The organism is Flavobacteriales bacterium (assembly GCA_016779935.1).
GTDB lineage: Bacteria > Bacteroidota > Bacteroidia > Flavobacteriales > UBA7312.
Genome location: JADHMQ010000004.1, coordinates 84067 through 104759, shown reverse-complemented (window position 1 = coordinate 104759; position 20693 = coordinate 84067). Strand labels below are relative to the sequence as shown.

Genomic DNA, 20693 nt, shown 5'->3' with positions numbered 1-20693 from the left:
TGAACTTCCCTCAGCATATTCTGAAAAGAATACCTGCGCGTTCAAATTGCCATACGAAAACGCAGACAATATAAAGGCTAACAAGAAACAACAATAAGCACGAAGATTTTGAGTAATTTTTAAACTCATAATACTTGTTTTTGGTTAATATTAAGTTAATTTCTAATTCTTAGCAGAAGTTACCAACAAAAATAAATACACGTAAGTGACTGATAGTCAAAGTATTAATAAGTGGTTAGCGTCTTCTCTAAAGATTTAGAGTTTATAAAGATAGAATTCTTTTTTTAAAAATCAAATACTTAGCCAAAAAAAATAAATATTGAAACAGCTTATAAACAGTATATTTGTTGCTATGAAAATAACATATTTAATTCCTATAATTTTCTTTTTTAGCTGCGCTAATGTTGCTCCATTAAGTGGTGGAGATGTTGATAAGGCACCCCCTCAACAAATCTCAACTTTTCCTGAAAATAACAATACTCTTTTCAATGAAGACAAAATAATAATGGTCTTTGACGAAACGATTCAAATTAATCAAACAGAAAAGTTATTTTTTGCTCCATCCATAAGCAAGAATGTAGAATTAAACACAAAAGGCAATGAACTGTTGATTTCCTTTAAAGAAGATTTAGATGAAAACACTACCTATACTATCATTCTAAATGACATTGTAAAGGATGTTACCGAAGGGAATGTATTGCCTTACTTAGAGTATGCCTTTTCTACAGGCCCTGAAATTGACACATTATATATACAGGGCAAGGTTTTTGACGCCTTAAGCAAAAGCCCTATTGAAAAAATATGTGTGGGTTTATATTCGGATGATGCGTCTTATGACAGTATATTGTATAAACAAGAACCTGAATATTTAGCAATTAGCAATAATGATGGTAATTTTAAATTTTCAAATCTTCCCGACAAGCCCTTTGTGATTTACGCCTTAGAAGATATCGATAACAATAATATATTCAGTCTGCCACATGAAAAGGTCGGCTTCGTTTCTAATACAATAAAACCAAACGCAAACGACTTAACTGTTTTTTTGTTTGACGAAACAGCAATAAATGACTCTGTAAAAAAAACACCTTCAATACAGGGCGATAGCTTCGGCAGGTTAATTATAGACTCTTTGCCAAATACCCCTTTAATTGTTGAGCTAATTTATAAAGAAAGTATTGTATTTCGCACAACTGATTCTGAATCGCTTGAGATTGATTCCTTAAGTCCCGGCACTTATTCTTTACGGATTATACTTGACGATAATAATAATGGCGAATGGGATTCTGGTAATTTATTGCAAAAACAACAGGCTGAAACCGTCGAGTACTATGCTAAAGAAATTACTATTCGATCCGACTGGGATGTAATTGTTGAATGGAATACTAATGAATAGTAAACTTATCGGCGTCTTGCAAAAAAGGAAATTTATTTCGCGCAGACTGTAAGCTGTCTTTGCTGACCACTACTGTTTTAAGGGCTTCTTTTTCACCCCCTATATATATAATGTGTCCGCTGGCGTCAATTACTGCACTTTGGCCGTTGTATTTTATTCCATTGACATCTTCGCCTACTCTATTCACACCAACAACATAAGATTGATTTTCTATGGCCCTTGCGATTAAAAGCTGATTCCAATGTTGAATTCTCGTGACAGGCCAATTAGCAACATAGACTAATATATCGTAAGCGTCTGTATTTCTACTGTACACTGGGAAACGTAAATCGTAACATATTAACGGGCATATTCGCCACCCCTTGTATTCAACGGTTAAACGCCTATCGCCTTTATGGATAAATGATTCCTCCTTCATTAGAGTAAACAAATGTCTTTTATCATAGTGCTGAACACTTCCATCTGGAAAGGCGCAAATTAATCGGTTGTATTTGTAGCCATTGTCTTCGATGAGTAAAGATCCTAAAATAAGGGCATTCTTTTCTTTGGATAAGTTCAGCATCCATTGTACACTTTCACCGTCCATAGATTCGGCTTTAGCACTCAAGGAAAAGGCTGTTGAAAATAATTCTGGTAAAATAATAACGTCTGTCTGCTTAACGGATTGGAGTAACTGTCCAAAATACGAGAGATTTGCTTTTGGCTGTTCCCATATTAGATGACTTTGTACTAATGTTAAGGAAAGTTCAGTCATCTAATCATTTGAAGCAAATTATTTTTTTGAGTTGACCGAAGCTGACAAGTACTCTCTGTTCATTCGAGCAATGTTTTCCAGAGAAATTTCTTTTGGACATTCTACTTCACATGCCCCAGTATTGGTACAGTTTCCAAATCCTTCTAAATCCATTTGATCAACCATATTTAACACACGGTCTTCTCTTTCCACTTGCCCTTGAGGTAATAGTGCAAGTTGAGAAACTTTTGCAGAAACGAATAACATTGCAGAAGAGTTTTTACATGTTGCAACGCAAGCTCCACAGCCTATACAGGTAGCTGCACTAAAGGCATCGTCAGCATCTTCTTTGGGAATTGGAATGGCGTTGGCATCAAGGGTATTTCCGGAAGTGTTTACAGAAACGTATCCTCCTGCTTGAATAACTCTATCAAAAGCAGAGCGGTTAACTACTAGATCTTTGATTACAGGGAAAGCTTTAGCTCTCCATGGTTCAATATAAATGGTTTCACCATCTTTAAACTCACGCATGTGCAACTGGCAAGTGGTAACAGCACGAGCAGGGCCATGTGCTTCTCCATTAATATACATTGAACAGCTACCACAGATACCTTCTCTACAGTCGTGATCAAAAGCGATTGGCTCTTCCCCTTTCTGTATGATATCATTATTCACTACATCCATCATCTCAAGGAAAGACATATCTGGACTTATATTAGTAGCTTTATATTCGACAATTTTGCCTTTTTCGTTGGCGTTTTTTTGTCGCCATACTCTTAACGTTAAATTCATATCGAATTATTTATAACTTCTTTGTTTTACCTCTATGTTCTCAAAAATCAGCTCTTCTTTGTGAAGGGTTGATTCTGAGGGTTTTTCATTGTATTCCCACGCAGAAACAAAAGTGAATTCTTTATCGTTTCGTAATGCTTCTCCTTCCTCTGTTTGCGATTCTTCTCTAAAGTGACCGCCACAAGACTCGGCACGCTCAAGCGCATCTTTACACATTAGCTCACCTAACTCTAAAAAATCAGCTACTCGACCAGCTTTTTCTAACTCCTGGTTAAGTTCATTAGATGAACCTGGGATATTTACTTCTTTCCAAAACTCTTCCCTAAGTGCCGATACTTCATCGATAGCTCTTAGAAGGTCCTCTTTGTTTCTTGACATTCCACACTCATTCCAAATAATCTTTCCGAGCTTTTTGTGGAAATAGTCAACCGTCTTAGTTCCTTTATTACTTACCAGTTTATCTATTCGTTCTTTGGCTTGTTTTTCGGCCTCATCAAATTCTGGTAAATCTGTTGGGATAGAACCCGTTCTAATATCATCAGCTAGGAAATCTCCAATAGTGTATGGTAATACAAAATAACCATCAGCCAACCCTTGCATAAGTGCAGAAGCGCCTAAACGGTTAGCGCCATGATCAGAAAAATTAGCTTCCCCACATGCATATAAGCCAGAAATATTGGTCATTAAATTATAATCAACCCATAGTCCTCCCATTGTGTAATGTACAGCTGGATAAATTTTCATTGGTGTTTCGTATGGGTTATCGTCAGTAATTTTTTCATACATCTGAAACAGGTTTCCATACTTTGCTTTGACAACCTCTTTTCCAAGTTTAGTTACTAATTTAGAGTCAGAATCATCTAGTCCCTTGATGTTTGCCTGCTCTTTACCATAACGCTCAATCGCCGATGCGAAATCTAAAAATACCGCTTCTCCAGTCTCGTTAACACCGTATCCGGCATCGCAACGCTCTTTGGCAGCTCTACTCGCTACATCTCGTGGCACTAGGTTTCCAAAGGCTGGGTATCTTCGTTCTAAGTAATAATCTCTTTCGTCTTCAGTTAATTCTGTTGGTTTCTTTTTGCCTGAACGGATAGCTTCTACGTCCTCAATATTTTTAGGTACCCATATTCTACCATCATTTCTTAAAGATTCAGACATCAATGTAAGTTTAGACTGATATTCTCCTGAAACAGGTATGCATGTTGGGTGTATCTGGGTAAAGCATGGATTAGCAAAGTAAGCCCCTTTCTTGTGGGCTTTCCATGCTGCAGTTACGTTACTTCCCATAGCATTAGTACTTAAGAAGAAAACATTTCCATATCCTCCTGAAGCCAATACTACTGCGTGAGCTGAATGACGTTCTATTTCGCCAGTAATTAAATTTCTTGCTATGATTCCTCTGGCTTTGCCATCAACAATTACAACATCAAGCATCTCATGACGGTTGTACATGCTGATTTTTCCTTTATTGATTTGGCGGGACATTGCTGAATAGGCTCCTAAAAGAAGTTGTTGCCCTGTTTGCCCTTTGGCATAAAATGTTCTTGATACCTGAACGCCACCGAAAGAACGGTTATCTAATAAGCCCCCATATTCTCTAGCAAATGGAACGCCTTGCGCAACACATTGGTCGATAATATTTGTGCTAACCTCAGCTAGTCGATAGACGTTTGCTTCCCTTGATCGGTAGTCTCCACCTTTTACTGTATCGTAAAATAGTCTGTAGACTGAATCGCCATCGTTTTGGTAGTTTTTGGCAGCATTTATTCCACCTTGAGCAGCAATCGAATGCGCACGTCTTGGCGAGTCTTGGAAGCAAAACGACTTAACGTTGTAGCCCATTTCTGCAAGAGATGCAGCCGCCGAGGCCCCTGCTAAACCAGTTCCTACAACAATCACGTCAATGGATCGCTTATTGGCAGGGTTTACTAAATTAATAGAGTTTTTATGCTTAGTCCATTTGTCTTTTAATGGACCTTCGGGAATTTTAGCGTCTAATTTGCTCATATACTTTTTATTATCTGAAATAAAGGGATAAAGGTATTATTGCAAATGCTAGGGGTATAAGTATCCCAAAAGCAAAGCCGATATTTTTAACCAACTGTTTGTACTTAGGGTGGTTGGCTCCTAAGGTCTGAAATGCACTAGAAAAACCATGTGTAAGGTGAAAGGCTATAGCAATCATACACACCACATAAAGGATTACATACCACAACTGCTCAAAAGCTTGGGTAGTAATAATGTACAAATCTTTTACTTCTTCTCCTCCAATTATTGTTTTTGGAACATCGCCAAAATGCATTTCGTACCAAAAACTTCTCATGTGAATGATAAGAAACAACAACAAAATAGTTCCTAAAAAACCCATGTTTCTGGAGGCCCAATTCGAGTTTGCGCTAGGCTTGTTGTAGGCGTAAGCAACTGGGCGGGCCTTCTTATTTTGGATAGTCAAAAGTATTCCGTCAAAAGCATGAAAAAGAATGCCAAAGTAGGTTAAGTAGGATAATATTTTCACTATCGGGTTGGTCGTCATGAAGCGAGCATACAGATTAAATGAATCTGATGCTGCATCAGCAGGTAATAATAATTGCAAATTTCCTAGTAAATGACCAACCAAAAACAGGCATAAAAATAGCCCTGTAATGGCCATCCAGTACTTTTTTACTAGAGAGGATTTAATCAAAATTGAGTTACTCATTGATAAACGATTTAGGAAAGTACAAATTTAACACCCAAAACATTCAAAAACAACTAATAAACCATTTAATATATGGAGTTTAGAATCATTCAAAATACTATATCTTTGAAAAAAATATTTACGTAATGAGATATAAAGCCATTTCTAAAGAATTATTTGAGGTAAATAGAAAGAATTTTTGCTCATCAATGACTGAAAATTCGATTGCTATTTTTTGCTCGAACGACCAAATGCCAACGAACTCTGACGGCACCATGCCCTTCAAACAAAACAGCGATTTGTTCTGGCTAAGCGGCGTAGACCAAGAGGAAAGCAAAGTCGTTTTATTTCCTAATTGTTCTAATCCAAATCATCGAGAGATATTATTTTTAAAAGAAACTAGTGAGCTTATTGCTATTTGGGAAGGGGCTAAATTAACCAAAGAACAAGCCTTCACCACTTCTGGCATAAAAACAGTGTATTGGAACAGCGAATTTGATAAGGTGTTTGAAAGCCTAATGACTGAGGCTGAAACTGTTTTTTACAACTCAAACGAACATTCCAGAGCTACTTCTGAGGTAGAAACTCAAACCGATAGGTTCAACAACTGGTGTAGACAAACCTACAGCGATAAAAATTATGTTAAATCAGCTCCCATTTTGCATGGGCTTCGATCAATAAAACACCCCATTGAAATTGACCTTTTACAAAACGCTTGCAATATCACCGAAAAAGGGTTTCGCAGGGTGTTAAACTTCGTTAAACCAGGCGTAATGGAATATGAAATTGAAGCGGAATTTATGCATGAATTTCTAATAAATCGTTCAAAAGGGTTTGCTTATGAACCTATCATCGCTTCTGGAAGAAATGCTTGTGTATTGCACTACATAGACAACAACAAAGAGTGTAAGGATGGTGACGTTATACTTATGGATGTAGGCGCTGAATATGCTAACTATGCTTCAGATATGACTAGGTGCATTCCTGTTAGTGGTCGTTTTACTAAACGACAAAAAGAGGTGTATAATGCTGTGTTAAAAGTAATGAAAGAGGCTACAAATATGTTAACTCCAGGTACATTACTAGGCGATTATCACAAAGAGGTTGGTAAAGTTATGCAATCGGAATTATTAGGCTTAGGGCTTTTGGACCAGCATGATATAGACAAACAAGACCCTAAAAACCCTGCTTTCCGAAAGTACTTTATGCACGGAACAAGTCATTATTTAGGCTTAGATGTTCATGATGTGGGTCATTGGGACACTCCAATCAAAGAAGGTATGGTGTTTACTTGTGAACCTGGCATCTATATTTTAGAAGAAAACCTCGGAATACGTATTGAGAATGACTTAGTTATTACAAAAGACAAACCGTTTGACTTAATGGCTAATATCCCTATTGAAGTCGATGAGATTGAAAGCCTTATGAAAATTAGTTTGGAATAAACACTTTTGTTGATTGTTTTTGTCCGTCTTTGAATCCGACTACTAATACGTAAATTCCTTTGGTAAAATGTCGGATGTTTACTTCTGTTTTGCTATTCTGCCTAGCTATTTTTTTGCCAGAAAGTTCGTACACTTCTAAACTTACAATTTGTTTTTCTTGCCCCTCTACAAATAGCCTAGAGTCAGAGGTCAAAAACACCTTAAAGTTAGGCTCTTCTATATGTGTTCTAATTCCCGAAACTTCATCAATCACATATACCTCTTATGTATATTGTTCAATTGTAACAATATCTACTTCTTCATTATCAAAAACTACTGGCCAAACTACTATTATATTGTCACCATCAACAAAACCATTCTGCGATTTAACATGAACATAACCACCAATAATTGACGAGCTTGCTGAATCAACTTCAGGCCATCCCAAATGAAAACTATCTCCAGGGGCAAGATAATAGTTCTCATCATCTGGAGACAATAATGGACCCTCACCTAAAACCGATACTTCAGAGTTTACGCCACACATCAACTGAATGGGCCAAAAAATAGTATCGCTTCCATTATTTACAACACTTAAACTAACGCCTAAGATACCCCCCATATAGGCAGTATCAGAGATAATAGGATTATAATGACCAAAAGATAAACTGTAATTTGACTGTGCTTTTCCATAAAAAGCACCCAACATAAGCAGTATGATTAATTTTTCTTTCATGACTCTGAAAATATAATACGAATATACACACTAAACATTTCAAAAAGTAGTTTAAATAATAATTATCTTACGCCTTCAAAATGAAAAAACTTATACTGCCATGAATATTGTATATGAACTTATTCATTCTATGAACAAAGAAGAGTTAAGAACATTCAAGCTCATCTCTAATAGAGTAAAAACACCCAACGTACGAAAAGAATTTCTTTTGCTCTCTTATTACAAGAGAAAAAATAAAACATACGATGAAGAGAAGATTTCAAAAAAACTCTACGGCGATAACAAAAACGCATTTTATAGGCTGAAAAATAGACTGCTATCTAACATAATAAATAGCTTAACCTTTCAGCACATTAATAAGGACAACGACTTATCAACTTTTAAGCTAATCTTAATAGGTAAAAAGCTAAAGGAAAAAGGGCTGTATGACCTTTGCTACACCATTCTTCAGTTAGCTGAAAAAAAAGCCGAGAAACTAGAACTGTTCGAGCTTCTTAATCTTGTTTACTTAGAACTCATCAAGCTTTCGTACGAAAAATCAGAAATTAATGTTGAGTCGTACTTGGCTAAACGAAAAAAGAACAACAAAAAACTACTTCAAATTAATGAAATTGATGATGTCTTGGCAATGGTAAATTTCAAAATGAAAAAACACCAAAACTACTCTGATGTTAATCAAAAAACAATTAACTTACTAGAAAACACAATAAGCGAATATTCATTAAATCCAGAAATAATAAAAAGCGCCACGCTTAAGGTTAAAATCATTCAAACAATAAGTAAACTACTGCTACAAAAGAGATTATATACAGAGCTTGAAGCATTCCTTAAACAGAGTTATAGAGACTGTATTGATTCCAATGTTTTTTCTAAAAAAAATCATGAGGTCAAACTTCAAGTGTTGACGTACTTAACAAACTGCTTGTTTAAAAATAAAAAATATGAAGAGTCTATTTCAAAGGCATTAGAACTGCGTAAATCTATAGATGAATACGATGGGATGTTGTTCAACAAATACATTTTTTATTATTACAATGGTTTGGTTATCAACTACTCCAGAACGGATAAAGAAAAAGCGATTGAAGTGTTGTTACAAGCTAAAAATGAAGAGCCCATTATAGCCTCCGACTATCACTACTTTTTTGTTTGCTCCAATCTAGCACTTCAATATTTTGACCAAAAAAAATATAAACCGGCAATCAAAAATTTAAGTCGAATTATACAGCATAAAAATTTCTTGAATTTTGATCTCTCATTTCAAATTAAAATTATTGCTGCAGAGTTAATAATAAGGTATGAAATCGGTGATTTTGATATGTTGGAAATGAGAATTAAAAGTGTGAGAAATAGATTTAAATCCTTGCTGTCAAAAGAAAGTTACAAGCGCGAAAAAATTCTCATAAAAATCATTAGTAAGTTAATCTATGTTCAACGAATCGACTTAAATGAAAGCCTACAGAACGACATAAGAATGCTGTTATCAATTTTAAGCATAGAAGAAGCTGACGAAAGCGATATAATTAATTATAACCGATGGATATCAGAAAATATTCTAGCTGATTGAGTTCCACCCTTGAGCTATTAAGGGCTGGTGATTATCGTTTTTAGATACAAATACTGTTCCACTACTTTGGTCGGTGATGTGTCCAATTACTGTTAAGTCAGGGTCGTTCTTAATTTTTTCATAATGCTCTTGACTTATAGTAAACAACAACTCGTAATCCTCACCACCACTTAATGCACAAGTAGCTGCATTAAGATTAAGCTCTTCGGCGGTAGTAATAGCAGAAAAATCTATTGGTAATTTGTCTTCATAAATAGCACATCCTGAGGAAGAGTTCTTGCACAAATGCAAAAGTTCGGACGATAAGCCATCAGAAATATCAATCATGGATGTGGGTACAATAGCTTGACTTTTTAACAGCTCGATAACATCTTTTCTTGCCTCAGGCTTGAGCTGTCTTTGTAGAACATAATCTTTATTTTGCAAGTCTGGCTGCATACTTGGATTTGCCTCAAAAACTTGTTTTTCTCTATTCAAAATCTGTAAACCCAGATAAGCAGAGCCTAAGTCACCAGAAACCACAATCAAATCATGCTCTTTAGCGCCGCTTCTGTACACTACATTCTCTTTTGACACTTCGCCAATAGCAGTTATACTAATACATAATCCAGAGGTAGAAGAAGTTGTGTCACCTCCAACAAGGTCAACGTTATAATTTTTACACGCCAAGTGGATTCCCTCATACAACTCTTCAACAGCCTCAAGAGGAAATCTATTTGATAATGCGATACTCACCGTAATATGCTTAGCATCGCCATTCATAGCGTAGATGTCCGATAGATTTACAACAACCGATTTGTAGCCTAAATGCTTCAACGGAGTGTAGCTTAAGTCAAAATGAACCCCTTCTACAAGCATATCTGTTGTAACCAAAGTGAATGAATTACCACTATCGATTACAGCACAATCATCACCAATCCCTTTGACAGTGGAGTCGTTTTGAATACTAATACTCTTGGTTAAATGTTCAATTAAACCGAATTCTCCAAGCTCAGAAATAGGTGTTCTTTTAGGTGTCTTATCTTCTAATAAACTCATCCTACAAATGTAAGGCGAAAATTAACATGAACGATACCGAAGAATAATATGATTTAAAGCATATAATTTTGTAATTTTGCACTCTAATATGAATACATTTTAAATAAGATGATTCAAGTAACACAAGAAGCAAAAACCAAATTAATATCCTTGATGAAGGAAGAAGGGCACGATGAGGCCTCAGCTTTTGTCAGAGTAGGCGTCAATAGTGGTGGCTGCTCAGGTTTGTCCTACGACTTAGGTTTTGATGATAAGGAAAATGAAGACGATAAGTCTTTTGAAGACAATGGCGTTAAAATCGTAGTTAATAAAAAAAGTTATTTGTACCTTATTGGTACCGTCTTAGAATATTCGGGTGGTTTGAATGGTAAAGGATTTGTTTTTAACAACCCTAATGCCTCCAGAACCTGTGGTTGCGGAGAGAGTTTTTCAGTTTAATTTATTACGTTAAATATCTTGTCAGAAGAAGAAAAAATATTAGAAGAGGTAACAGGTGCGGACTATAAATATGGTTTCACAACAGATATTGAAAGTGACACTATACCAAAAGGACTTAACGAGGATGTCATTAGGCTAATTTCTAGCAAAAAAGAAGAGCCAGAATGGTTGCTTAACTACAGGCTCAAAGCGTTCGAAACGTGGAAAAAAATGGAAGAGCCTAATTGGGCAAACATCAAATACGTTAAGCCAAACTATCAGGACATAATCTATTATGCAGCTCCAAAGCAAAAGAAGAAATTGAATAGCCTTGATGAGCTAGACCCTGAGATGAAAAAGACCTTTGACAAGCTCGGAATTTCAATTGACGAACAAAAGAAGTTAGCTGGTGTAGCAGTTGATTTTGTAATGGATAGTGTATCTGTAGCTACTAGTTTCAAAGACAAACTCGGTGAGCTAGGTATTATATTTTGCTCCATAAGTGAGGCAGTAAAAGAACATCCAGAACTAGTAAAAAAATACATTGGAACTGTTGTTCCTATATCTGATAATTTTTTCTCTGCACTAAACTCAGCGGTATTCACTGATGGCTCTTTCTGCTACATTCCAAAAGGCGTAAAATGCCCTATGGAGCTTTCCACCTATTTCAGAATAAACCAAGCAGGAACAGGACAATTCGAAAGAACCCTACTCATAGCCGATGAAGGAAGCTACGTGAGTTATCTAGAAGGTTGTACAGCGCCAATGAGAGATGAAAATCAACTTCATGCTGCAGTAGTAGAATTAATTGCAATGGACGATGCTGAAATAAAATATTCTACAGTTCAAAACTGGTACCCAGGTGACGCTAACGGCGTTGGTGGTGTATTCAACTTTGTAACCAAAAGAGGCATTTGCTACAATAGGTCTAAAATTTCATGGACTCAAGTAGAAACAGGTTCTGCAGTAACGTGGAAATACCCCTCTTGCATTTTAAAAGGAGACAACTCCATAGGTGAATTTTATTCCGTTGCAGTCACCAACAACTACCAACAGGCAGATACGGGAACTAAAATGGTACACCTCGGTAAAAACTCCAAGAGTACAATCATTTCAAAAGGAATCTGTGCTGGAAAAAGTGAAGGAAGTTATAGAGGTCTCGTAAAGATTCAAAAGAGTGCAGAAAACGCTAGGAATTTCTCTCAATGCGACTCTTTACTCATGGGTGACAAATGCGGCTCACATACCTTTCCTTACATTGAAGTTAAAAATAAATCTGCCAAAATTGAGCACGAGGCAACCACCTCAAAAATTGGAGAAGACCAAATTTTTTATTGCAACCAAAGAGGTATAGGAACAGAAGAAGCCATTGCGCTGATTGTAAACGGCTATTGCAAAGACGTTCTGAATCAATTACCAATGGAATTTGCAGTAGAAGCACAAAAACTATTGGCCATCAGCTTAGAAGGAAGCGTTGGATAAACAAAACTATATGTTAAAAATAAACAATTTAAAAGCCTCAATAGAAGGCAATAAAATACTAACCGGCATTAACCTTAACGTAAATCCAGGCGAAGTACATGCTATCATGGGTCCAAACGGCTCAGGAAAAAGCACATTGTCATCGGTTATTGCTGGACGTGAAGAATACGAAATTGAAGACGGAACTATCGACTTTGACGGAGAAAGCATCATGGACTTATCCCCTGAAGAAAGGGCTCACAAAGGAATCTTTCTATCTTTTCAATATCCCATTGAAATTCCTGGAGTATCCGTATCAAACTTTCTTAAAACATCCCTTAACGAAAGTAGAAAAGCGCAAGGACTTGAGCCTTTGCCTGCTGGTGATTTGCTAAAGATGATGCGTGAAAAAATGGAACTTCTTGAAATTAAAAAAGGATTCCTAAGCCGTTCTTTAAATCAAGGGTTTTCTGGAGGCGAAAAAAAGAGAAATGAAATCTTTCAGATGGCAATGCTAGAGCCAAAGCTCGCTATACTAGACGAAACCGATTCAGGACTTGATATCGACGCTTTACGTATCGTTGCTAATGGTGTAAACAAGCTTAAATCTAAAGAAAATGCAACCGTTTTAATTACCCATTACCAGCGTTTGTTAGACTATATCGTTCCTGACTTTGTACACGTACTTTACAACGGGCGAATAGTAAAATCAGGAACCAAAGAGTTAGCACTTGAACTAGAAGAAAAAGGCTACGATTGGATTATAAAAGAAGCTGAGCAACTGTGAATTTAAAAGATAAACTCATACAAGCATTTCAGGAAACTGAAAGCACCCTTTCCTTTCAAAAAGAAAGAAAAGACAGCATGCGTAGACTTGAAGAATTTGGCTTTCCAACCGTGAAGGACGAAGAATGGAAATACACCAATTTATTGCCAATCATCAAAAACGAATACGCTCTTTCAGCAGATGAAAGTATCATATCAAAAGATATACTCAACAAATATATTTTAACACAAACAGAAACAAACGTAATTGCATTTGTAAACGGTCAATTTAGTCAAGAGCTTTCCAATGTCGACACTGATAAAATTACACTTTGCCCACTATCTGTTGCAGAAAAAACGCACTCAACAGTAGTTGAAAACCATTGGGGGAAAGCACTTCCTGAGCACCCAGACAGTTTAGTTTCTTTAAACACAGCTCTTTCAAAAGAGGGTGTCTTTATACATGTTCCAAAAAATACTGTAGCAGAAAGACCTATTCAAATCGTTTACTTCACAACAAACATCTCAAGCGACTTGTTTTTACAAACGCGCAACCTGGTTGTTGTAGAAGAAAATGCTCAGATACAAATTACAGAAAGACACCAAAACATAGACCAAAAAGAGGTCTTCACAAATTCGGTGACAGAAATCTTTGCTCAAGACAATTCGCTTATCGATTTTTATAAAATACAAAACGACAAACGCAACTGTTCTCTCATAGATAATACTTGGGTAAAGCAAGGCAAAAACTGTATTTGTACAGTTGATACCTTCAGCTTTGGGGGCAAATTTATTCGAAACAACCTCAGTTTTTTACTACAAGGTCAACATTCAGAAAGTAATATGAGGGGCATCACTCTAATTGGGGAGAACCAATTAGTTGACCACCATACTCTAGTTGATCATGCAGTCCCTAACTGCCAAAGCAATGAGATGTATAAAGGAATATTTGACGATAATTCTAAAGGTATTTTCAATGGTAAGGTTATGGTTAGACCTGATTCGCAAAAAACCAATGCATTTCAGTCCAACAACAATTTACTCCTCACCGATTCAGCATCCATTGACACCAAGCCACAGCTCGAAATATATGCCGACGATGTAGCCTGTAGCCACGGCTGTACCGTAGGTCAGCTCGACGATGATGCTCTGTTTTATCTGCGTTCGCGAGGCATTCCATTCAAAGAAGCTCAAGCAATGCTAATGTATGCTTTTGCCAATGACGTTCTGAATAATGTTAAAATTCCTGAGCTTAAACAAAAGCTAAACCGAATTATTGCTGAAAAATTAGGAGTTCAAATTGATATTGAAGTCTAAATTATGCTAAATGTTTCCAAAATACGCCAACAATTTCCAATACTTCACCAAGAAGTAAACGGATATCCTCTTGTGTATTTAGACAATGGAGCAACTACACAAAAACCCAAAGTGGTTATTGATGCCATTCAGCGGTATTACGAAATGCAAAACTCAAACATACACAGAGGCGTTCATTACCTCAGCCAATTGGCAACTGATGAGTATGAAGCATCGAGAGAAACCGTTAGAAAACATTTAAATGCCGACCACCTTCACGAAATAATTTTCACAAAAGGAAATACAGAAGCCATTAATTTAGTAGCAAACGGCTTTCGAGCTCTACTAGCTTCAACAGATGAGGTTTTGGTCTCAGCTATGGAACACCACTCCAATATCGTTCCATGGCAAATGGCATGTGAAAGCTCTGGAGCAAGCCTTAAAGTGATTCCTATGAACAGTAAAGGCGAACTGGATATGAAAGCTTACGAAAGCTTGCTTTCAAATAACACTAAAGTTGTCGCTGTAAACCATATTTCTAACGCTTTAGGCACTATAAATCCTGTAAAAGAAATCATACAATTGGCACACCAAGCTAGTGCAGCAGTACTTGTTGACGGCGCTCAGTCAGGCCCCCATTCACACATTGACGTAAAGGATTTAGACGCTGATTTCTATTGTATTTCAGGGCACAAAATATACGGACCAACAGGAATAGGAGCCTTATACGGAAAAGAGGAATGGCTCAATAAACTACCTCCTTATCAAGGTGGTGGCGAAATGATTGCCACTGTAAGTTTTAAAGAAACGACCTACGCTACACTCCCTCATAAGTTTGAAGCCGGAACACCCAATATTGCTGGTGGAATAGCCCTTAAGACAGCTATTGATTGGCTCAACGACATTGGTCTTGATAATGTAATGGCTTATGAAAACGAACTACTAGAATATGCCACACAAGAATTAGCTAAAATTGAGGGTATGCGATTTATAGGTACAGCCTCTAACAAAGCGGCAGTAATATCCTTTTTAGTGGGCGACATTCACCCCTACGATATGGGAATGATATTAGACAAATTAGGCATAGCTGTACGAACTGGACACCATTGTGCTCAGCCTGTAATGGATGAGTTTTGCATCCCTGGTACTATTCGTGCATCATTTGCCGTTTACAACACAAAAGAAGAGGTTGACAGATTGGTAGAAGGCGTTAAAAAAGCACAACAAATGCTTTCATAACTATGGCAAGTATTAAAGAAATACAACAAGATATTATTGACGAGTTTGACATGTTCGACGAGTGGATGGAGAAGTACGAACACATCATTGATTTAGGCAAGTCTTTGCCACTAATTGAAGATGCTCATAAAACAGAAGACAACCTCATCAAAGGATGTCAGTCTAGAGTATGGTTACATGCCAACAAAGAAGATGATAAGGTGGTTTATACTGCTGATAGCGATGCCATTATGACTAAAGGTATCATTGCCCTTTTGGTGCGTACATTTTCAGGTCAAAAAGCTCAAGATATTGTGGAAGCAGACACCGATTTCATCAATCAAATTGGATTAAAAGAGCAACTTTCACCGACCAGAGCCAACGGATTAGTGTCTATGGTCAAACAAATGAAGCTGTACGCTTTAGCGTTTCAATCTCAAAACTAAGTACTATGAAAACAGAAGCAGAATTACAAGCCATTGGCGAAAAAGTAGTAGAACGAATTTGTCAAATTTATGACCCAGAAATCCCTGTAAATATTTACGAATTGGGACTGATATACGACATCCAAGTCAGTGAGGAATGTGATGTTGAAATTGAAATGACATTAACTTCACCAAACTGTCCTGTGGCTGAAACTTTGCCGGTAGAAGTGGAAGAAAAAGTGAAAGTGGTAGAGGAGGTTCGAAATGTAAAAGTAAACATCACCTTTGACCCCCCTTGGGACAAAGACATGATGAGTGAAGAAGCTAAACTTGAACTAGGAATGCTGTAAATGACAGAAGAAATTGTCAATAGAGTTGCCAATAGTGGCTTGATTACCTTTGACCTTGAGGAGTACTACCCTAAGGGAAAGCGACGCTGTATTGACCTTAAACACTGGCTATTTGAAGAGCTCATTCTCAAAGAAAAAGACTTTAGACAATCGGTAAAAGATTACAACTGGTCACAGCATAAAGATGAGTTTGTATGCATAGACTGCACCGCTGACGCCATTGTTCCCGTATGGGCGTATATGCTTATTACAAGTTCGCTTAACCCCTTTGCTAAAAAGATTGTTAGAGGCAATATGGAGCAGTTGGAGTCCGCACTATTTCAAGAATTAATTGATGAATTAAATATTAAACCTTTTGTTGACCAAAGGGTCATCATTAAGGGTTGTAGCAATCTACCTGTTCCAGAAAGTGCTTACATCGCCATTACCTCTAAACTTAACCCAATAGCAAAAAGCATTATGTACGGAGAAGCCTGCTCCTCTGTCCCTATTTACAAGAAGAAATGAATCCAAAAATCGTTGATATAAAAGAAGGCATTTTGCCTTTAAGGAAGCTATTATTGCAGCACCCAGTTTACCAGCAATTACGCCATATAGATGACCTCAAAATTTTGATGGAGCAACATGTCTTTGCCGTTTGGGATTTTATGGCATTACTTAAAGCTCTACAATTTGGATTAACCAGTACCAATGCCCCTTGGGTGCCCATAGGCAATCCTAAAACTCGCCGACTCATAAACGAGATTGTATTGGAAGAAGAAAGCGATATGGACATAGAGGGCAATCCATCTAGCCATTACGAAATGTACCTGCAATCTATGAAGCAGTGTAGTGCAAACACCGAACAAGTAGAACGCTTTATTTCACGTTTACTTTCAGGCTATTCCCATAAAGAATTGCTAAAATTCAATGTAGAACAACTCAAAGACTACACCCTTGAATTTGTCAATACTACTTTCGAAATTATACACCGCGGGAAATTGCACGAGATAGCTGCCGCCTTCACTTTTGGTAGAGAAGACCTCATTCCAGATATGTTCCGTTCTATCGTCAACGATTTGGACAAGAACTTCCCGGGCAAACTAGATACTTTCCGCTACTACCTCGATCGACACATTGAGTTGGACGAAGAAGTCCATACCCCTCTAGCCTTACAAATGATTGAAGAACTCTGCGGAGATGATGATAGCAAATGGCAAGAAGCCAAAGAAGTGGCTACTAACTGCCTAAAAGCACGAATAAAACTATGGGATGGTATAGAGCAAAGCATTAAAACAGACAAATGGAAAAGGCTGTAAAAGCCTAAAGGTTTTTCTACATTCCATTGTTCATTAGTTTATCATAAAATCACATCCCTTCTTGTGCTTTTTTTATTTCTTTGCACGAAACCCAATTATTCAAAAATCTATTACAACTATGTTAAAAAGATTCATTACCCTATCCCTGGCACTATGTTTCGGCTTTCTTACGGTAAAAGCTGATGAAGGAATGTGGCTGCCTTTATTGTTATCTGATAACGAAGCAGATATGCAAGCCGTTGGCTTTAGACTTACTGCCAGCGATATTTACGATATAAATAACTCTTCATTGAAAGATGCAGTAGTTTCATTAGGTGGTTTTTGTACTGCCGAAATGATTTCTGACCAAGGGTTATTACTCACCAACCACCACTGTGGATTTGGTCAAATTCAATCTCACTCCTCTGTTGGTAACGACTACTTGACAGATGGTTTTTGGGCAATGGATAAAAGTGAAGAATTAGAGAACGAAGGTCTATTCGTTTCTTTCCTCGTTAAAATGGAAGACGTAACAGAACGTATAAATACTGCTTTAGACTCAGTTTCTGACGAAGAAAGATCAGGTGTAATTCGTAAGTTATCCGCTGAAATTGTAGCTGAAGCTACCGATAGCACACACTACAATGCACGTGTAAAATCTTTCTTTGGTGGTAACGATTTCTACCTTATGGTTTACGAAACATTTAACGATGTAAGACTAGTAGGTGCGCCTCCATCGTCAATAGGTAAATACGGTGGCGATACAGACAACTGGATGTGGCCAAGACATACAGGTGACTTTGCTCTATTTAGAGTTTACAGTGGTCCTGACGGAAAACCTGCTGAGTACTCAGAAGATAACATTCCTTACAAACCAAAGCACCACTTCCCAATCTCATTGGATGGTGTAGAAGATGGCGACTATTCTATGATTATGGGTTTCCCAGGTTCAACCGACAGATACCTCTCTTCATGGGGTGTAAAACAAGCCATTGAGCAATACAACCCTACTATTGTTAAGATTAGAGAGCGTAAATTAGGCGTAATGCGTTCACATATGGATGCGCGTGAAAAAGTACGAATCCAATACGCTTCAAAATATGCTAGTACAGCAAACTACTGGAAATACTACATCGGTCAGACCAAAGGGCTTAAGCGCATGAATGTATACGAGCAAAAACAAGCCCTTGAGGAGCAGTTTGATGCTTGGGTAGACGCTGATGAAGCAAGAACAGAAAAGTACGGAGAGGCTTTAGATTTATTAGCTGACGGTTACTACGATAATGAAAAAATCAACGAAGTAAGAATCTTTTTAAACGAAGCCATTTTCCAAGGGGCAGAAGTATTCTACTTTATCTATCAAGTACAAGACGCTATTAAGAACTTGCCTGAAGACCCTAAGGCCAGACGACTAGCGATAAACGATTTAAAAGATATAGCTCGAGAACATTTCAAAGATTACAACAAAGATTTAGATCAAGATTTGTTTGCTGAATTATTAGAGTTATACAACGACAATGTACCGTACAGCAAGCAGCCAGATGCTTTCGAAAAGGTAAGAAACCACAACTACACCAAGGGTGACTGGCACAAATTTGCTGCCTATGTGTACAAGACTTCTCCATTTGTAAGTCAGACTAAATTCTTTGCTTTCCTAGAAAGACCGTCGGTGTACAAATTGGAAAAAGACTATGCTGTGCGTATGTTCAATTCTATTATGGACCACTATACGGAAAAGGTACGAAGCAAGCGAATGGATGTGCGTGAGAAATTAGCAAAAGGCGAGAGGTTATACATAGCTGGTTTGAGAGAGATGATGCCTAACAAGAAGTTCTACCCAAACGCTAACTCAACTATGCGTTTGACTTACGGGCAAGTGGGCGACTATACCCCTGGGGATGCAATGCACTACGATTATGTAACTACTTTCGATGGGCTAATCGCTAAGAAGGACAATTCAGACGATGAGTTTATGGTGCCTGAGCGATTAGAGGAGCTTTACAATGCTAAAGACTATGGAAGGTATGCCGATAAGAACGGAGACCTTATCATCAATTTCATTAGTGGAAACGATATTACGGGTGGTAACTCTGGTAGCCCAGTGTTAAATGCTTACGGTGACCTTATTGGTACTGCCTTTGACGGTAACTGGGAAGCTATGAGTGGCGATATTGCTTTTGAGAACGATATTCAGCGTACCATTTCTGTAGATGCACGTTACATCTTGTTTATCATTGATAAGTTTGCCGGAGCGACTCACCTTATTGATGAGATGACTATTGCGCCTAACAGACCACGTCCGTTGAGCCCAGAAGAGCAAGCGGCCAAAGATGCCGAAGACGCTATGAACGACCCTCTAACGATAGTACAAAAGTTAACTACTATAAACTATTTGGGAGAAGAAATTCCAGTATTGGATATGCATTCGTTTGGCTCTGCATTTGACACAGCAGTAGAGCAATTTGGCAGCAGCAACACCACTAAATTCTACTGGAGAGGAACTGTTTATACTACTGAAAAGAGATAAATAAACGCCTCCAAAAAAATTAAAAGCCCTAGCAATTTTGCTGGGGCTTTTTTTGTAATGACATTAAATTCTGAATTTAATACGTGGTGTGAAAACTAAAAAACTACACCATCTTTGTCCTTGAAATTGATTAAGCTTCCAAATGTCATAGTCGTCTAAATGTGCTGCTCCAAGATTAAAGCCAATGGAAATTTTGTTTCCATAATAAATTCCTATATAGCTTACAAAACCCCCAAAACTACTGTCTATTAATGTGCTTAGTCCTAAATCAAATTGCAGCTTTTGTTTAAATACAATCGTGAATGAAAAATATGGTCCCATTTCAATTTGTTTGGAAGAGTTAGAGGTGTCGTTTAAGTAAAATAATTCGCTTTTATAGTTAATTCCAATGCTCCAGTAATTGCCATTGAAACTTTTAAACTTAGCGCCCACCGAAGGCAAGCCTATACCCTGTTTAATTTCAAAAAATAGCTTTCTCGGTTTTTCTTCTTGCCCCAACACATATACTGGTAACAGTAATAATAGAAGTAGGTTTTTCATTAGTTTGTTTATTATGAGTTACATTAAACAAACTTGAAAGGAATACAACAAATTTAA

Annotated in this window: 21 protein-coding genes; 13 read left to right on the top strand and 8 right to left on the bottom strand. The window is 37.3% G+C overall.

Annotated elements, in window-relative coordinates; all coding sequences use genetic code 11:
• The first annotated feature begins 352 nt into the window (after positions 1 to 352).
• Positions 353 to 1393 (top strand): Ig-like domain-containing protein, encoded by a 1041-nt coding sequence (locus ISP73_03850; protein ID MBL6657721.1) that lies wholly within the window; start codon positions 353 to 355, stop codon positions 1391 to 1393.
• Here the strand turns inward: ISP73_03850 and ISP73_03845 are convergent.
• The 4 genes from ISP73_03845 to ISP73_03830 are packed head-to-tail and all read right to left on the bottom strand — an operon-like array spanning position 1383 to position 5619.
• Entirely contained in the window at positions 1383 to 2147 is a 765-nt protein-coding gene (locus ISP73_03845) for an amidohydrolase (GenBank protein ID MBL6657720.1), read from the bottom strand. The genes ISP73_03850 and ISP73_03845 overlap by 11 nt on opposite strands.
• Positions 2148 to 2165: 18 nt before the next feature.
• The gene (locus ISP73_03840) at positions 2166 to 2918 is read right to left on the bottom strand and encodes a succinate dehydrogenase/fumarate reductase iron-sulfur subunit (protein MBL6657719.1); all 753 of its coding nucleotides are present in this window, start codon (positions 2916 to 2918) and stop codon (positions 2166 to 2168) included.
• Positions 2919 to 2924: 6 nt separating this feature from the next.
• A complete protein-coding gene (locus tag ISP73_03835; GenBank protein MBL6657718.1) occupies positions 2925 to 4928 on the bottom strand; it encodes a fumarate reductase/succinate dehydrogenase flavoprotein subunit in 2004 nt (667 codons plus the stop codon).
• Between the two features lie 10 nt (positions 4929 to 4938).
• Positions 4939 to 5619, bottom strand: a complete 681-nt coding sequence (locus ISP73_03830; GenBank protein ID MBL6657717.1) for a succinate dehydrogenase cytochrome b subunit — start codon at positions 5617 to 5619, stop codon at positions 4939 to 4941.
• Between the two features lie 125 nt (positions 5620 to 5744).
• Between ISP73_03830 and ISP73_03825 the strand changes: the two genes are divergently transcribed.
• Positions 5745 to 7043, top strand: coding sequence for an aminopeptidase P family protein (locus ISP73_03825; protein MBL6657716.1), 1299 nt, complete (start codon positions 5745 to 5747; stop codon positions 7041 to 7043).
• On the opposite strand, the gene ISP73_03820 is transcribed toward ISP73_03825, so the two are convergent.
• Together ISP73_03820 and ISP73_03815 are read right to left on the bottom strand one after the other, a co-directional pair.
• Complete coding sequence (locus ISP73_03820) at positions 7030 to 7296, bottom strand: T9SS type A sorting domain-containing protein (GenBank protein ID MBL6657715.1); 267 nt, start codon at positions 7294 to 7296, stop codon at positions 7030 to 7032. The genes ISP73_03825 and ISP73_03820 overlap by 14 nt on opposite strands.
• Before the next feature lie 9 nt (positions 7297 to 7305).
• Positions 7306 to 7758 carry a hypothetical protein gene (locus tag ISP73_03815; protein MBL6657714.1) on the bottom strand — a complete coding sequence of 151 codons (453 nt, stop codon included), beginning with the start codon at positions 7756 to 7758 and terminating at the stop codon, positions 7306 to 7308.
• A 100-nt stretch (positions 7759 to 7858) separates the two neighbouring features.
• On the opposite strand from ISP73_03815, the gene ISP73_03810 reads away from it, so the two are divergent.
• Positions 7859 to 9322, top strand: a complete 1464-nt coding sequence (locus tag ISP73_03810; protein MBL6657713.1) for a hypothetical protein — start codon at positions 7859 to 7861, stop codon at positions 9320 to 9322.
• On the opposite strand, the gene thiL is transcribed toward ISP73_03810, so the two are convergent.
• On the bottom strand, positions 9311 to 10360 hold the full coding sequence (gene thiL / locus ISP73_03805) for a thiamine-phosphate kinase (GenBank protein ID MBL6657712.1): 1050 nt from the start codon (positions 10358 to 10360) through the stop codon (positions 9311 to 9313). The genes ISP73_03810 and thiL overlap by 12 nt on opposite strands.
• Positions 10361 to 10468: 108 nt before the next feature.
• Between thiL and ISP73_03800 the strand changes: the two genes are divergently transcribed.
• The 10 genes from ISP73_03800 to ISP73_03755 all read left to right on the top strand — a co-directional run bounded on the left by ISP73_03800 (position 10469) and on the right by ISP73_03755 (position 20096).
• The gene (locus ISP73_03800) at positions 10469 to 10798 is read left to right on the top strand and encodes an iron-sulfur cluster assembly accessory protein (protein MBL6657711.1); all 330 of its coding nucleotides are present in this window, start codon (positions 10469 to 10471) and stop codon (positions 10796 to 10798) included.
• 18 nt (positions 10799 to 10816) lie between these two features.
• A complete protein-coding gene (gene sufB / locus ISP73_03795) occupies positions 10817 to 12259 on the top strand; it encodes a Fe-S cluster assembly protein SufB (GenBank protein ID MBL6657710.1) in 1443 nt (480 codons plus the stop codon).
• 10 nt (positions 12260 to 12269) lie between these two features.
• Positions 12270 to 13025 (top strand): Fe-S cluster assembly ATPase SufC, encoded by a 756-nt coding sequence (gene sufC, locus ISP73_03790; protein ID MBL6657709.1) that lies wholly within the window; start codon positions 12270 to 12272, stop codon positions 13023 to 13025.
• Entirely contained in the window at positions 13022 to 14320 is a 1299-nt protein-coding gene (gene sufD / locus ISP73_03785) for a Fe-S cluster assembly protein SufD (protein ID MBL6657708.1), read from the top strand. The genes sufC and sufD overlap by 4 nt, the downstream gene beginning before the upstream one ends.
• Before the next feature lie 3 nt (positions 14321 to 14323).
• Positions 14324 to 15538 carry a cysteine desulfurase gene (locus ISP73_03780; protein MBL6657707.1) on the top strand — a complete coding sequence of 405 codons (1215 nt, stop codon included), beginning with the start codon at positions 14324 to 14326 and terminating at the stop codon, positions 15536 to 15538.
• Between the two features lie 2 nt (positions 15539 to 15540).
• Positions 15541 to 15963, top strand: coding sequence for a SufE family protein (locus ISP73_03775; GenBank protein MBL6657706.1), 423 nt, complete (start codon positions 15541 to 15543; stop codon positions 15961 to 15963).
• A gap of 5 nt (positions 15964 to 15968) precedes the next feature.
• Positions 15969 to 16292: an SUF system Fe-S cluster assembly protein gene (locus ISP73_03770; GenBank protein MBL6657705.1), complete on the top strand. Its 324-nt coding sequence runs from the start codon at positions 15969 to 15971 to the stop codon at positions 16290 to 16292.
• Positions 16293 to 16799, top strand: a complete 507-nt coding sequence (locus tag ISP73_03765) for a DUF2480 family protein (GenBank protein MBL6657704.1) — start codon at positions 16293 to 16295, stop codon at positions 16797 to 16799.
• A complete protein-coding gene (locus ISP73_03760) occupies positions 16796 to 17590 on the top strand; it encodes a DUF3050 domain-containing protein (protein ID MBL6657703.1) in 795 nt (264 codons plus the stop codon). Before ISP73_03765 ends, ISP73_03760 begins: the two co-directional genes overlap by 4 nt.
• A gap of 118 nt (positions 17591 to 17708) precedes the next feature.
• A complete protein-coding gene (locus ISP73_03755) occupies positions 17709 to 20096 on the top strand; it encodes a S46 family peptidase (GenBank protein MBL6657702.1) in 2388 nt (795 codons plus the stop codon).
• Between the two features lie 63 nt (positions 20097 to 20159).
• Here the strand turns inward: ISP73_03755 and ISP73_03750 are convergent, their stop codons facing one another.
• Positions 20160 to 20636, bottom strand: a complete 477-nt coding sequence (locus ISP73_03750; protein ID MBL6657701.1) for a hypothetical protein — start codon at positions 20634 to 20636, stop codon at positions 20160 to 20162.
• Positions 20637 to 20693: the final 57 nt, after the last annotated feature.